Origin of the sequence: Streptomyces sp. NBC_00158 (assembly GCF_045160885.1) — a bacterium.
GTDB lineage: Bacteria > Actinomycetota > Actinomycetes > Streptomycetales > Streptomycetaceae > Streptomyces.
Genome location: NZ_CP108161.1, coordinates 2,515,949 through 2,529,190, shown reverse-complemented (window position 1 = coordinate 2,529,190; position 13,242 = coordinate 2,515,949). Strand labels below are relative to the sequence as shown.

Here is a 13,242-nt window from a genome sequence, read left to right as displayed (position 1 = left end):
GAAGCCATGAGATTGACCCCCCGGAAGGAAGAGGTCGAAGCTATCAAGGCGCTCCTGGAGGACCCCACCTTCGAGAGCGCCGACCAGATGGCAAAGGCGATCTACAAGACAGCCGCCGAACTCCTCCAGATGCGCGACCTGTTCGCCCTCGTGCACACCTGGAAGGACGGGCACCGCGGATTGAATTTCGGGCCGTTCGGAAGCGAAGCCGAGATCAAGACCTTCGCCTCGAAGATGGCCTTCGGGGGGACCGGCCGAGTCGTCAAGCTCTACAGCCCCGGCGCGATGTTGGCCAACGTGGACGGCAAGAAGGGGTGGAAGGGCTACTGCTTCCACCCCGAATGCGGCCACGCCCCCTTCACTCACTCCCTTGCCGGCGCCGCCCGAGGCGCCTGCCAGATCCCCACCTGCCCCTGTGGCAAGTTCCAGCAGAAGTGATCAGAGAGACGGACGCAGAATGACCAGCACCGACCCGGCCGACATCCTCCGCGCCCCGAGCATCACCGAGGACGAGATCGCCGAACTGCTGGCCCTGCGCGGCAAGACGGCACGGGTATCCGATGCCTTCCTCGTTCGCCTCGCCGCTCACCTCGCGAAAGCCGAGGCGGAAGGTGTCATCAACCCCGCCCGCCATTTCGCCGAGTACCTCGGAGTCCAGCGCCCAGCCGTCCTTGTCTACATGCGGATCATCCGCAACCGCAGCCGCAGCCTCGGACTCACCCGCCACTGACCCGCCGAAGGAGCCATCACCATGAAGACCGTCGAATTCCACACCTGCGAGTGCTCCGGCAAGCGGGCCTTTGCCGACGAGCGAGCAGCGGAGAAGGCGCTCGGCCGGGCTCAGGCCAAGCGCGACCGCAATGCCGAACGTCGAGGACAGCGCCGGGCCATCGACCGCGAAAACCGCGTCTACCAGTGCGACTTCGGCATGTGGCACCTCACGAAGCAGTCCCGCCGCTCCTATGAAGAGCAGGCCGCCCACTACGCGGCCTGAGTGTAAAGATTGAACCAGAGAGGCTCGTCGTGACCCCCATCAACCTCCGTTCCGACATGACCGTCCAGCTCGTCGACCACAACCTGTCGGACGAAGCGGTCGTGCGCGCCGCCCGCGTCTCCACCCTCGGCCGCAGCTCCGGCGGCGCCCGGACGACCGAGGAAGCCCGAGACAAGGGGCTGATCGGATTCCTCATGCGCGAGAGGCACGGCAGCCCCTTCGAACACGGCAGCCTCACCCTGTACGTCGAGGCCCCGATCTTCGTCTTCCGTGAATGGCAGCGCCACCGCATCGCCTCGTACAACGAGGAGTCCGCCCGCTACCGCGAGCTGCGGCCCGACTTCTACCTCCCCGCAGTAGGCCGCAACCTCGTCCAGGTCGGCAAGGCAGGCAGCTACCGCTTCGAGCCGGGCACGACAGAGCAGTTCGCCATCGTGGACGCCGAGCTGGTCAACGCCTACGAGACCACCTATCGCTCCTACGAGCGGATGCTCTCCGCCGGCATCGCCCGCGAGGTCGCCCGCGCCGCCCTGCCGGTCGGCATCTACACCTCGATGTACGTCACCATGAACCCCCGCGGACTGATGAACTTCCTCAGCCTCCGCACCCATCGCGAGGACGCTGCATTCGTTTCCAACCCTCAGCGCGAGATCGAGATGTGCGCCGAGAAGGCCGAAGCGATCTTCGCCGACCTCATGCCCGTGACCCACGCGGCCTTCGAGGCGAACGGGAGAGTCGCCCCGTGACGAAAGAGGAGTGGCTGAAGCGCGAGTTGGCCAAGGCGCCCGTACGGGACGAGGCCCACCGGCACTACGTCATGAAGCTCTGGGGTCTACGGCCCGCCAAGAGAGAAGTCCCCCTCCCCGTGTAGGGAGGGGGACTTTCCCCGTTACGTCGCCGCCTGGTTCTTCTGCCAGACAACCTCGATCAGCTCCGGATCGAACCGCTTCCCTCTGCCGGCGGGATGCACGATCACGGCCCGCACAGCAGCCTTCAGGCGCGTGCGCTTCTCCGTCATCGTCAGCCCTTCCCAGTCCGCGAGCGCGTCCGGCGTCAGCATTGCCTTCTTCCGCTTCTGAAGGGCAAGCTGTCCGCGCTTCGAGGTCAGCTTCTCCCGCTCGCCTTCCAAGTCCTCGATCATGTCGAGAGCCGACGAGGTAGAGATCCGCCCTGCCTTGCGCCGCGCGTTCACGTCCTCGATCTCGCTCGCGATCTCCGAGAGCCGCCTGTCGTGGACCGTCTCGTCGATCTCCGCAGCCTTCGCCACATCGGAGCCGAGCGTCACCCGCGTCTCCAACAGGAACGCGGTCTCGACCAGCTCATCAATCGGCGGCCCGACGCGGGTGATCCCGCCGCACCCTCCCTGGTTCGAGAGGCAGGCGTACCGGAACCTGTACTTCTCGTAAGCGCCCGTCCCTCTCTTGTAGGGGTTGGACCACATCGGCGACGAGCACTTCCCGCACCGCGCTATCCCAGACAGAAAGTGCGACGCCGTGGTGTCGTGCTTCCCGCTCTTGAGTCCGGCCTTGTTCGCCTCCTTGCGCCGCTTGATCTCGTCCACCGCGGCCTGCCACTCGTCCGGCGAGCAGGGAGCTTCCCAGTCACCCCGGACCGGCTCACCGTTCTTGTAGACGATGAAGTCCGGCAGCCACAAGCGCCCCGAGGCCGCCCGGCGCATGGACTCGGGGACGTGGAAGCGATAGCCAGCAACGCGCGGGCTTATGAGGATCGCCTCGGCGGCCGTGTGCTGGATCTTGCGGATACCGTCGTGTGACTTCTTGTTCCGCTTCGGCTCGTAGCCGTACTCGATCAGGGCCCGGCGGAAGTCGGCGACCTTGTAACCGCCAGGGATGGCGAGGATCGCATCGCGGATCATCTTGCTTTCCACGTCATCCAGGGTGCGCCGGTCCTCACCCCAGCCGAAGGCGCGAGGCGCTCCGTGCATGACGCCCTTCTCGGCGACACGGCGGTTCGTACGGGCCACACGGCGGCGCGTGTTGCCGATCTCCATGTTGCCCACGGTGGCCTGCATGACGAACATGCCCCGACCCTCGACGGTCGCGAGGTTCACGCTGCCCTCGACGCTCAGGCCGATGTACTCGGGGTTCATCTCGAAGACCCGGCACACGCGGGCGGCGTCATAGACGAGGCGCGCAAGCCGGTCGGAGTGCAGGAAGAGAATGCCTCGGATGATGCCCGCTTCGAGATCCTTCAACATGTTCTCGAAGTCCTGGCGGACGATGAAGGGGTCCGAGGCAGGCGTGTTGTTGTCGCAGTAATCGCGGACGATCGTCACGTCGTCGGGGAGGACAGAGGCCAGGGCGCGTATCGCGTCTTCCTGTTCCTTGACCTGCTCCTCGACCTCACGCCATGTCGAGGCGAGGCCCTTCATGGCCTTGTCCTCGGACACGCGCCGGTACATGCCGACGGGTATCAAGTGGTGCTCCCTTGCTCGCTCGCTGCGCGCTGACGCAGGTGTCCAACCCGGCTGGTCAGCGGCTTCGAGCCATATGCCAAGGAGCGATTATCACATGTGGAACCGTTGGTTCCGCAGGTGGGTTAAACGCTGGCCTTGGGCCAGAAAAACACCACGCGCCACTTGCCCTCGTAGGACTTGTGGTCGATCTGCGCGAACTGCTTGTCGGCGTCGAGGGAGACGCAGGCGGTCAGATCGTAGGTGGGGAACTTGTCACCGACAGTGAGCACACTGACTCCTTGCAGAGCGGAAAGGGGCCCTTTTGGGGGCTTTCCGAAGGGGTTGGACGGTCTCACATGCTGGCACAGTGACATTGATCGCGGAAATCGCTAAGGGCGGTCCCGCTGATCAGGCTTCCCTATCAATCATCTCCGTGGGGGAGGTCCGGCGGGGAGACCCGCCTGCTTGCGCCTACTTGCAGAACTCCGCCAGGGCCTTCGCGGCGCCCTCGCCGTAGCCGCGCAGCCACTCGGGGTCGGGCTGGACCGCGGTCTGCGGGGGAGCGGTCTTGCAGGTGGTCTTCGTGGAGTCGTAGCCGCGCTGGTAGCCCTTGTCGTACTCGGTGGTGCCCGTCTGCCCGTCCTGCGTGCCGCCGCAGAACGTCTTGGCGGCCAGGGCCGCGCCCGCGTCGTAGCCCTTCTGCCAGTTCGGGTCGACCTGGGCCAGGTTCTGCGGCGGCTTCGCGCCGCACTGTGCCCTGATCGCCTGGAACCCCTTCTGGAAGCCCTTGTCGTACTGGGCCTTCGCGTCGGCGTCCGTACCCGTGTCGGTTCCGGTCTTCACGGGGTCCGTGCCGCCCGTGCAGGTCACGCCCCCGACCGTGTAGTGGCCGGCGGGCACGCTGCCGATCGCGACGCTGCCCTTGGTGGGCTTGTAGTCCGGGTTGCTGTAGCCGTTGTCGCCCTTGACGGAGACGACGTCCTCGGTGAATCCCTTGCCCTGGACCGCCCACTCGTTCGGCGGCTTGCCGTAGCCCTTGATGACCTCGCAGGTGCCGGCCGTGGGGGCCGCCGGTGCGGCGTGGGCCATGACCGTCGGGCCGAGGACCAGCGGTGAGACCGCCAGAGGGGTCAGAACGGCGATCCGCAGGAACTTGTTCCTCATGGTTGCCTCCAGGGTTCGGCCCGTGGCCGGGCCCTTCGTCCCTCCCTCCACTCTCACGCACCACCGGGCCGCCCGCAGCGCGCACGGCCTAGTCTGGTGCTGGGCGATCGGAGGTACCTATCAGTGGCTGTCGGCAACAGGGGAGCGAAGCAGGCGACGCTCGCACAGCTGCGGGCGTTCGCCGCCGTCGCCGAACACCTGCACTTCCGGGACGCGGCCGCCTCGATCGGCATGAGCCAGCCCGCGCTCTCCGGCGCCGTCTCCGCACTGGAGGAGGCCCTCGGCGTCCAGCTGCTGGAGCGGACCACCCGCAAGGTGCTGCTCTCCCCGGCGGGCGAGCGGATCGCGGCCCGGGCCCGCACGGTGCTCGACGCCATGGGCGGGCTGCTGGAGGAGGCCGAGGCCGTACGGGCCCCCTTCACCGGGATCATGCGGCTCGGGGTGATCCCCACGGTCGCCCCGTACCTGCTGCCGACCGTCCTCGGGCTCTTCCACCGGCGCTACCCCCGCATGGACCTCCAGGTGCACGAGGAGCAGACCTCCTCGCTGCTGGAGGGACTGGCCGGCGGGCGGCTCGACCTGCTGCTGCTCGCGGTGCCGCTCGGCGTCCCCGGGGTCACCGAACTGCCCGTCTTCGACGAGGACTTCGTCCTGCTGGCGCCCCGCGAACACCCGCTCGCCGGACGCCGCGACATCCCGCGCGAGGAACTGCGCGACCTGCGGCTGCTGCTGCTCGACGAGGGGCACTGCCTGCGCGACCAGGCCCTCGACATCTGCCGCGAGGCGGGCCGGTCCGACGGGGCCGCCGTCACCACGACCGCCGCAGGACTGTCCACCCTCGTACAACTGGTCGCCGGGGGACTGGGCGTGACCCTGTTGCCGCGCACCGCGCTGCGGCTGGAGACCGCGCGCAACGAGTACCTGGCCACCGGCTACTTCGCCGAGCCCGCGCCCTCGCGGCGGATCGCGCTGGCCATGCGGACCGGGACCGCCCGGCAGGAGGAGTTCCGGGCCATCGCCGCGGCGCTCCGCGAAGCCGTACGCCCCCTCCCGGTGTGGCCCGCGGAGTAGGGGGTGTCCGCGGAGTAGCGCCTGCCCCGCCCCCCGGGCGGACGGCGCGACTTCGCGGACACCCCCTGGGGCGTACGGCTCCGCCCGCTACTCCGTGCGCAGCCCGTCGGGGCGCATCAGGCGCAGCAGCGGCGGCAGGCTCAGCAGGGTGACCGCCGCGACCAGCCCCGCGCCGGCGCCGGTCAGCAGGAGCACCTGGGTCCACTCGACCCGCACCGGGACCTGCGCCAGCCCCATCAGCAGCGAGCCCAGCCCGGTGCCCGCCACCGCCGCCAGGACCAGCCCGAGGGCCACCGGCAGCGCCGTCTGCCAGAACACCGACAGGCACAGCGTCGAGCGCCTGGTGCCGAACGCGACCAGGGCCGCCAGCAGCCTCCTGCGCTCGCGCAGCTGCTCCAGCTGGCCGACCAGCAGGCTGGTGCCGATCAGGACCAGGACCCCGGCCGCGCCGAAGAACAGCCCGGCCCGGATCCCGGGGAGGGCGCCGTCCTCCTGCGTGGCCCGCAGGGTCATCGCCGTGGCCAGGGGGTCCGCCTTGAAGGCGGCGGTGCGCACCCGCTCCAGCCCGTCCGGCACGGAGTCGTCGAGCTGGACGTAGACCTGCGCGAACCGGGCCCGCCCCACGTCCTTGGGCGCGGCGGACGGGGTGGCCAGCAGGCCCGTGCGGAGCTTGCCGGTCGGGTCCTCGCGGGGGCGGACGGTACGGGCGCCGGCCGGGACGGTCCACTCGACGGTCTTCCCGCCCAGGGCGGCCGACTCCGCGGCGGAGATCCTGACGTCCCCGGCGAACACCCGGTCCCCGGGAGCGACGGCCTCCTCCAGGGGGCCGCCGCTGAGGAGGAAGACGTCACCGTCCCGGCAGGGGCCGAGCTCCGCCACCTCGTCGAGCGCCCGGCAGCTGCCGATGGTCACGTCGGGCGAGCCGGGGCTCGGGACCTGCCGGGCGACGCCCACGACGGTCAGCGGGACGGCCCGGACCACGCCCGGGGTCCCGGCGAGCTGCCGGCCGAGTTCTTCCAGACCGTCCTCGGTGCCACCGTGCATCAGCACCGCGACCGAGGCCCGGGACGGGTCCTGCCCGGTCTCCCGCGTGGTGTCCGCCTCCACGCCCGAGAAGAGCATCTGGAGGGCGATCGCCCCGGCGACGGCCACCGTGATGCCGTTGACCAGCCGGGCGGAGGGACCGCTGGAGACCTGTAGGCGGCGGACCGCCAGCTGCCAGGAGACGGGCCCGCCGCGCATCCGGCCGACGCACCGCTCCAGCAGCCACGGGAGCAGGGCGGTGACCCCGACCAGCAGCAGCACCACGCCGCCGCCGACCAGCCACTCGTTGAACCGGCCGCCCTCGTATCGGCGGCCCGCCAGCGGCGCGAGCAGGCCGAGCCCGCCGAGCGGCAGCAGCAGCCGCCACCAGATGCGGCGTCGGCGCGGGGGCGCCGTACGCAGGACGCCCAGCGGCTCGATGACCACCCCGCGCAGCGTGAACAGGGTCACGGCCACGGCCGCGACCGGAACGGCGAGGGCCACCAGGGCGACCAGCCCCGGCGCGGGGGCCAGGTCGGCCGGGAAGACGCTGCGCTGGCCGAGGGAGAGGGAGCCGACCAGCCGGCGCCCGACCAGGAAGAAGGCGGAGCCCAGTACGAGCCCGGCCGCGGCTCCGGCCAGCGCCTCCCCGGCCGCGATCCGGCGGACCGTCCGCCCGTCGGCGCCGACCAGGCGCAGCGCGGCGAGCCGCTGGTCGCGCCGCTCCCCGCCGGAGCGGACGGCGGCGGCGATGAACACGGCGACCGGCAGCAGCAGGGCCACGAAGGTCAGCAGGACGGTGAGCATCAGCACCGGGCTGAGCTCCGCCCGTTCGGGAGCGGGGGCGAAGCCGGTGACGCGCCGGACGCGGAACTCGCCCGGCTCGGTCGCCGGGAGGCTCTCGGCGCCCCGGTAGAAGACGAGCTCGGCCGGGCCGGTCAGGCCGGCGTCGCCGATGACGGCGCCGATCCTGCCGTCGAGGCGCTCGCGCAGCAGCGCTCCCTCCGGCGAGCGCAGCAGCTCGCGCAGGGCGGGGGAGACGGCCAGTTCACCGGGGGCGGGGAAGGCCTTCAGGCCCGGCGGGACCGGGGCCCCGGGGCCCTCCGGCTTCAGCAGCCGGCCCTCGACGTCCTGGCCGCGGTACGTCATGTCGGCGCGGGCTATGAGCAGGGTGTCGGGGCCCGGTGCCGCGGCCGTGGGCGCGCCCAGGAGGGAGCGGGCGTTCCCGCGCTCCTGCCGGGCGGCGAGCGCGCTCGGGACGGCCGTGCTGATCAGCAGCAGCGCGACGCCGAGGCCGACGCCCACACCGGTGAAGAGGGTCCGCAGCCACCCCTCGCGGCCGCCGCCGAGGGCGAACCGGGCGCCCATGGCGAGGTCCCGGGACCACGCGCGGGTCCTGCCGGGCGCGCTCATACGACCGGCTCCATGTCGCGGGAGCGGCCGTCGCGCACGACGATCTCGCGGTCCGAGTACGCGGCGACCCGGGTCTCGTGCGTGACGAGGACGACGGCGGCGTTCGCCGACCGGGCGGCCTCGGTGAGGAGCTGCATCACCAGCTCGCCGTTGAGGGAGTCCAGGGCGCCCGTGGGCTCGTCCGCGAAGATCACCCGGGGTCCGGTGACCAGGGCCCGCGCCACGGCCACCCGCTGGCCCTGGCCGCCGCTGATCTCGCCGGGGCGCTTGGCGGCGAGGTCCTCGACCTGGAGCCGCTCCATCCAGCGCAGCGCGGTCGCCTCGGCCTCCCTGCGCCGGGTCCCGGCGAGGCGCAGCGGCAGGGCCACGTTCTCCACGCAGGTCAGCTCGGGGACGAGCTGGCCGAACTGGAAGACGAAGCCGAAGTCGCTGCGGCGCAGGGCGCTGCGCTCCGCGTCCTTCATCGAGGACAGCTCGCGGCCGGCGTAGGTGACGGTGCCGGAGTCGGGGGTGACGATCCCGGCGAGGCAGTGCAGCAGCGTCGACTTGCCGGAGCCGGAGGGCCCCATGACGGCGACGACCTCGCCCGGGTGGATGGAGAACCCGGCGCCGTCCAGGGCCTTGGTGGGCCCGTACGACTTGCGCAGGTCCGCGGCGGCGAGCAGGGTGCCGGCGGGGGTCATCGGCGGACCTCCCGGGCGAGCTGGTCGAGGCGGGCGGCGGTGAGCTCCAGCCAGCGCAGGTCGGCCTCCAGGTGGAACAGGGCGTGGTCGCAGACCAGCTGGTCGGCGATGTCGCCCTTGCGCTTGCGCTGGGTCAGGATGCGCATCAGCCGCAGGTGCTCGGCGCGCTGGGTGTCGAGGAGCCCGTCGGCGCTGCGGTGGGTCAGCAGCGCCAGGACCACCTTGGTGTACAGGGTCGACTGGAGGTACGGCTCGGGCTTCTCGGGCTCGGAGAGCCAGTGCTCGACGTCGGTGATGCCGGCGTCGGTGATCGCGTACCGCTTGCGTTCGGGACCGCCGCCGCTCTCGACCCCGTCGACCTCTACGAGGCCGTTCTTCAGGAGCCGGGACATGGTCGAGTAGACCTGCCCGTATGCGAGGGGGCGGTCGTGGCCGAAGGTCTCGTCGAAGGCGCGCTTGAGGTCGTAGCCGTGGCGCGGGCCGGCCTCGAGGAGGCCGAGCAGGGTGTGGCCGATGGACATGGCCGCGACTATACACGTCGTGTATACGCATGGTGTATAGGTCTCTGACGTGCGGATACGCGCGGATGCCCGCAGCGGATACGCCGAAGGCCCGCCGACGCGGAGTCGGCGGGCCCGGACGGGTCCTGCGGGATTGCGGGATCACGGGCGCACGGGCTCAGGGGTCCGGTGCGCTGCGGGGGCGGCCGCGCGGGGGGATCGGGGCGGCGCCGCCGGGGAGCCGGCCCGACTCGGACAGGGCCCTGCGCAGCAGGAACTCGATCTGCGCGTTCGCGCTGCGCAGCTCCTCGCCGGCCCAGCGCGCGAGGGCGTCGTAGACCTGCGGGTCGAGCCGCAGGAGCACCTGCTTGCGCGCCTGCCGTGCCACCCGGGCGGTCTTGCCCTCGGCGGGGTCCGGGGCGGGACCGGACCCGGGACCGGACCCGGAACCCTGGCCCTGGGGCCCGCCGGGGCGGGGGGCGGCGGAGGGGGTCACTGGTAGAGGGTGCCCGTGTTGATGACGGGCGTGGCCGCGCGGTCGCCGCAGAGCACCACCATCAGGTTCGAGACCATGGAGGCCTTGCGCTCCGGGTCCAGGTCCACGATGTCCTCCTCGGCCAGCCGGGTCAGGGCGAGCTCCACCATGCCCACCGCGCCCTCGACGATCTGCTTGCGGGCCGCCACGACCGCGCCCGCCTGCTGGCGCTGGAGCATCGCGGAGGCGATCTCCGGAGCGTACGCGAGATGCGTGAAGCGGGACTCGACGATCTCCACGCCCGCCGCCTCGACCCGGGTCGCCAGCTCGGCCGCGAGCTTCTCGGTGATCTCCTCGGCGTTCCCGCGCAGCGACAGGCCGCCCTCGTCGTGGGCGTCGTAGGGGTACTCGATCGCGATGTGCCGGACCGCCGCCTCGGTCTGGGTCTCGACGAACTCGGTGAAGTCATCGACCTCGAAGACGGCGCGCGCCGTGTCGGCGACCCTCCACACCACGACCGCCGCGAGCTCGATCGGGTTGCCGTAGGCGTCGTTGACCTTGAGGACGGCCGTCTCGTGGTTGCGCACCCGGGTGGAGATCTTCTGGCGCGAGGTCAGCGGGTTGACCCAGCGCAGTCCGTCCGCGCGGACCGTGCCCCGGTAGCGGCCGAAGAGCTGGACCACCCGGGCCTCGCCGGGGGCCACGGTGTTGAGGCCGGTCATCGCGAAGAAGGCGGAGAGGACCAGCAGGGCGCCCAGCGGGATCAGGGTCGCCTTGACCGCCGTCGCGGCGGACACGGCGGCGACCGCCAGCAGACCCGCCCCGGCCGCCACGCCCACCAGCCCGAAGAGCAGGGCGGGTCCGCCGCCGACGCTGCGCGCCGTGAACTCACGTACCGCACTCGGCCGTGCGTCCGCTTCGATTGCCATGGAATGCCCCCGTTTGGTGTGTTGCGTCCGGCCGTCGTCGACCGCGTCGCTCTATCAAAGTGATATCACTTTTTGCGGACACCGCAACCCTTCCGGCATCGTTGGCGTCGGTTCCATCGGAGTGGGTGCTGATTCTCACGTCCGAATTGACCGGTATTGATCTGGGTTGATCAACCTTTGTCACAGCCTGCGGTGTTAGTTTTCTGAGCTGACGTCGGGGGGGTAATCGAGCGGAGCGGGAGCGATGGGCCGAGCAGATGCGCGACGGGCGCAGCAGCAACGCGGTGCGCGGAATGCGCCGAGCGGGCGCGCCGGCGGGCGCGCGGGCAAGGCGACGAAGAAGCGCAGTGGCATACGCCGCTTCCTCAACTGGAAGACGCTGCTGGGGACTTTCCTCGGCGGCATCCTCCTCCTGGTGGTCGCGGGCATAGCCCTCTACTTCTCCGTGGACGAGCCGACCGACCCGAACAAGACCGCGACGCTCCAGAGCAACACGTACAAGTACGCCGACGGTTCGATCATGGCCCGCACCGGCGACATGAACCGCGAGATCGTCCCGATCGACAAGGTCCCCGAGGACGTCCGCACCGCGTTCATCGCGATCGAGAACAAGACCTTCTACACGGACCGCGGCGTCGACGTCATGGGCGTGGTCCGCGGCCTCGTCAACACGGTCCGCGGCAAGGGCACGGCCGGTGGTTCGACGATCACCCAGCAGTACGTCAAGAACTACTACCTGACCCAGGACCAGTCGCCGACGCGCAAGCTGCGCGAGCTGATCATCTCCCTCAAGGTCGACCAGCGGATGGAGAAGCCCGACATCCTCGCGGGCTACCTGAACACCAACTTCTACGGCCGCAACGCGTACGGCATCCAGGCCGCCGCCCAGGCCTACTACGGCGTCGACTCCGACAAGCTGACCCTGGAGCAGGGCGCGTACCTCGCCGCCGTCATCCAGGCCCCCAGCCAGTACGACTGGGCGACCGCCGGCCCCAACGGCAAGCGCCTCGTGATGATCCGCTTCAACGCCGTCCTCGACAACATGGTCGAGATGGGCAAGCTGGACCAGGCCAAGCGCCAGACCCTGAAGTTCCAGGAGCCGATCAAGCCCAAGCCGCGTCCGGGCATGGACGGCCAGAAGGGCTACCTCATCCAGGCCGCCGAGGCCGAGATGAACCGCCAGGGGATCAAGGACGCCCAGATCAACGCCGGCGGCTGGACGATCACCCTCGCCATCGACAAGAAGAAGCAGGCCGCCCTGGAGAAGGCCGTCCAGGACGAGCTGGAGTCCAAGCTCGACCGCAAGGACACCAAGAACCGGCCCCAGGACCAGAGCGTCCAGGCCGGCGCCACCTCCGTCGACGCCAAGACCGGCCACATCGTCGCCATGTACGGCGGCGTGGGCCTGACGGAGAAGGCGGCGAGCAACGCCCTGCGCACCGACTTCCAGCCGGGCTCGACCTTCAAGCCGATCGTGCTGGCCTCCGCCCTGGAGAACGGGTCGAAGACCCAGGACGGCCGCCCGATCAACCCGAGCACCCTCTACGACGGCACCAGCAAGCGTCCCGTGGTCGGCAGCGACACCCCGTTCGCCCCGCAGAACCAGGACAACGAGAACTACGGCGACCCGATGATCTCGGTCCAGGAGGCCACCAACTCCTCCGTCAACTCGGTCTACGCCCAGATGATCGTGGACGCCAAGCCGACGAACGTGAAGAAGACCGCCCTCTCCATGGGCATGACCGACCGTCCGGGCTGGCCGCAGACGAGCCCCGCCATGTCGCTCGGCACGATGAGCGCCAACACCGTCGAGATGGCCGCCGTCTACGCCACCCTCGACAACCACGGCAAGAAGGTCACGCCGAGCATCATCAAGAAGGCCGAGCACAAGGACGGCGAGTTCACCCCCGTCACCCCGATCGGCTCCCAGGTGCTCACCAGCACCACCGCCGACACCGTGACCAAGGTCCTCACCGGCGTGGTCGAGAACGGCTCCGGCAAGGCCGTCCGCAGCTCCGCCTACGAGGCCGCGGGCAAGACCGGTACCACCGAGTCCAACGTGGCCGCCTGGTTCACCGGCTACACCCCCGAACTGGTCACCGTCGTCGCGATGTTCGGCGAGGACCCCAACACCCACGGCCAGGTCACCCTGACCGGTACCGCCGGCAAGGGCCGCGCGGGCGGCTCCAGCTTCCCCGCGCAGATCTGGCAGGCGTACACGACGGCCGCGCTCAAGGGCCAGACCACGGGCCAGTTCGACCTGGACGACGCCAGGATGGGCACCCCGGCGCCCTCCCGCGCGCCCTCCCCGTCGGGCACCCCGAGCGGCTCCGGCACCCCGACGCCGTCGGGCTCCGGCAGCACCCGCCCGACCGGCACCCCGGACCCCTCGGGCAGCTCCGGCGGCTCGACCCCGCCGACCGGCAAGCCCACGACGCCGACCGGCAAGCCGACCACGCCGACGGGCAAGCCGACCCCGCCGACGAAGGACCCGACGCCGCCCGTCCCGCCGGGTCCGAACCTGGACGACAGGTAGGCGCACGACGACGACGGCCCCGCAGCGATTCCGCTGCG

Annotated in this window: 14 protein-coding genes and 1 pseudogene; 7 read left to right on the top strand and 8 right to left on the bottom strand. The window is 70.6% G+C overall.

Features of this window, described 5'->3' with window-relative positions; translation table 11 throughout:
* Positions 1-6: 6 nt before the first annotated feature.
* The 5 genes from OG553_RS11225 to OG553_RS11205 are packed head-to-tail and all read left to right on the top strand — an operon-like array spanning position 7 to position 1,865.
* The gene (locus OG553_RS11225; RefSeq protein WP_405978836.1) at positions 7-438 is read left to right on the top strand and encodes a hypothetical protein; all 432 of its coding nucleotides are present in this window, start codon (positions 7-9) and stop codon (positions 436-438) included.
* A 19-nt stretch (positions 439-457) separates the two neighbouring features.
* The gene (locus tag OG553_RS11220; RefSeq protein ID WP_405978835.1) at positions 458-730 is read left to right on the top strand and encodes a hypothetical protein; all 273 of its coding nucleotides are present in this window, start codon (positions 458-460) and stop codon (positions 728-730) included.
* A 21-nt stretch (positions 731-751) separates the two neighbouring features.
* A complete protein-coding gene (locus tag OG553_RS11215) occupies positions 752-994 on the top strand; it encodes a hypothetical protein (RefSeq protein WP_405978834.1) in 243 nt (80 codons plus the stop codon).
* Between the two features lie 56 nt (positions 995-1,050).
* Complete coding sequence (thyX, locus tag OG553_RS11210; RefSeq protein WP_405983016.1) at positions 1,051-1,740, top strand: FAD-dependent thymidylate synthase; 690 nt, start codon at positions 1,051-1,053, stop codon at positions 1,738-1,740.
* Positions 1,737-1,865, top strand: a complete 129-nt coding sequence (locus OG553_RS11205) for a hypothetical protein (protein WP_405978833.1) — start codon at positions 1,737-1,739, stop codon at positions 1,863-1,865. Before thyX ends, OG553_RS11205 begins: the two co-directional genes overlap by 4 nt.
* 18 nt (positions 1,866-1,883) lie before the next feature.
* On the opposite strand, the gene OG553_RS11200 is transcribed toward OG553_RS11205, so the two are convergent.
* The 3 genes and pseudogenes from OG553_RS11200 to OG553_RS11190 all read right to left on the bottom strand — a co-directional run bounded on the left by OG553_RS11200 (position 1,884) and on the right by OG553_RS11190 (position 4,574).
* Positions 1,884-3,404 carry a recombinase family protein gene (locus OG553_RS11200; protein ID WP_405978832.1) on the bottom strand — a complete coding sequence of 507 codons (1,521 nt, stop codon included), beginning with the start codon at positions 3,402-3,404 and terminating at the stop codon, positions 1,884-1,886.
* Positions 3,405-3,565: 161 nt separating this feature from the next.
* Positions 3,566-3,700: pseudogene (locus tag OG553_RS11195) on the bottom strand (peroxiredoxin); the annotation flags it as partial.
* A 181-nt stretch (positions 3,701-3,881) separates the two neighbouring features.
* A complete protein-coding gene (locus OG553_RS11190) occupies positions 3,882-4,574 on the bottom strand; it encodes a hypothetical protein (RefSeq protein ID WP_405978831.1) in 693 nt (230 codons plus the stop codon).
* Between the two features lie 123 nt (positions 4,575-4,697).
* Here OG553_RS11190 and OG553_RS11185 point away from each other — a divergent pair, with 123 nt between their 5' ends.
* The gene (locus tag OG553_RS11185; RefSeq protein ID WP_405978830.1) at positions 4,698-5,645 is read left to right on the top strand and encodes a hydrogen peroxide-inducible genes activator; all 948 of its coding nucleotides are present in this window, start codon (positions 4,698-4,700) and stop codon (positions 5,643-5,645) included.
* An 87-nt stretch (positions 5,646-5,732) separates the two neighbouring features.
* Here the strand turns inward: OG553_RS11185 and OG553_RS11180 are convergent, their stop codons facing one another.
* From OG553_RS11180 to OG553_RS11160, 5 genes are all read right to left on the bottom strand, one after another.
* Positions 5,733-8,081, bottom strand: coding sequence for an ABC transporter permease (locus OG553_RS11180; protein WP_405978829.1), 2,349 nt, complete (start codon positions 8,079-8,081; stop codon positions 5,733-5,735).
* On the bottom strand, positions 8,078-8,764 hold the full coding sequence (locus OG553_RS11175; RefSeq protein ID WP_405978828.1) for an ABC transporter ATP-binding protein: 687 nt from the start codon (positions 8,762-8,764) through the stop codon (positions 8,078-8,080). Before OG553_RS11175 ends, OG553_RS11180 begins: the two co-directional genes overlap by 4 nt.
* Entirely contained in the window at positions 8,761-9,285 is a 525-nt protein-coding gene (locus tag OG553_RS11170; protein WP_405978827.1) for a PadR family transcriptional regulator, read from the bottom strand. Before OG553_RS11170 ends, OG553_RS11175 begins: the two co-directional genes overlap by 4 nt.
* Positions 9,286-9,442: 157 nt before the next feature.
* Positions 9,443-9,760, bottom strand: coding sequence for an AT hook motif protein (locus OG553_RS11165; protein WP_405978826.1), 318 nt, complete (start codon positions 9,758-9,760; stop codon positions 9,443-9,445).
* Positions 9,757-10,668: an SPFH domain-containing protein gene (locus OG553_RS11160; RefSeq protein WP_405978825.1), complete on the bottom strand. Its 912-nt coding sequence runs from the start codon at positions 10,666-10,668 to the stop codon at positions 9,757-9,759. Before OG553_RS11160 ends, OG553_RS11165 begins: the two co-directional genes overlap by 4 nt.
* Before the next feature lie 244 nt (positions 10,669-10,912).
* Between OG553_RS11160 and OG553_RS11155 the strand changes: the two genes are divergently transcribed.
* Positions 10,913-13,204 carry a transglycosylase domain-containing protein gene (locus OG553_RS11155; protein WP_405978824.1) on the top strand — a complete coding sequence of 764 codons (2,292 nt, stop codon included), beginning with the start codon at positions 10,913-10,915 and terminating at the stop codon, positions 13,202-13,204.
* The last annotated feature ends 38 nt before the right edge of the window (positions 13,205-13,242 follow it).

What these genes read in the sequence shown, in the direction of transcription:
- OG553_RS11220 (WP_405978835.1), top strand. Translation starts at nt 458, where the DNA reads ATGACCAGCACCGACCCGGCCGACATCCTCCGCGCCCCGAGCATCACC.
- OG553_RS11170 (WP_405978827.1), bottom strand. Translation starts at nt 9,285, where the DNA reads ATGTCCATCGGCCACACCCTGCTCGGCCTCCTCGAGGCCGGCCCGCGC.
- OG553_RS11180 (WP_405978829.1), bottom strand. Translation starts at nt 8,081, where the DNA reads ATGAGCGCGCCCGGCAGGACCCGCGCGTGGTCCCGGGACCTCGCCATG.
- OG553_RS11175 (WP_405978828.1), bottom strand. Translation starts at nt 8,764, where the DNA reads ATGACCCCCGCCGGCACCCTGCTCGCCGCCGCGGACCTGCGCAAGTCG.
- OG553_RS11215 (WP_405978834.1), top strand. Translation starts at nt 752, where the DNA reads ATGAAGACCGTCGAATTCCACACCTGCGAGTGCTCCGGCAAGCGGGCC.
- OG553_RS11190 (WP_405978831.1), bottom strand. Translation starts at nt 4,574, where the DNA reads ATGAGGAACAAGTTCCTGCGGATCGCCGTTCTGACCCCTCTGGCGGTC.
- thyX (WP_405983016.1), top strand. Translation starts at nt 1,051, where the DNA reads ATGACCGTCCAGCTCGTCGACCACAACCTGTCGGACGAAGCGGTCGTG.
- OG553_RS11160 (WP_405978825.1), bottom strand. Translation starts at nt 10,668, where the DNA reads ATGGCAATCGAAGCGGACGCACGGCCGAGTGCGGTACGTGAGTTCACG.
- OG553_RS11225 (WP_405978836.1), top strand. Translation starts at nt 7, where the DNA reads ATGAGATTGACCCCCCGGAAGGAAGAGGTCGAAGCTATCAAGGCGCTC.
- OG553_RS11155 (WP_405978824.1), top strand. Translation starts at nt 10,913, where the DNA reads ATGGGCCGAGCAGATGCGCGACGGGCGCAGCAGCAACGCGGTGCGCGG.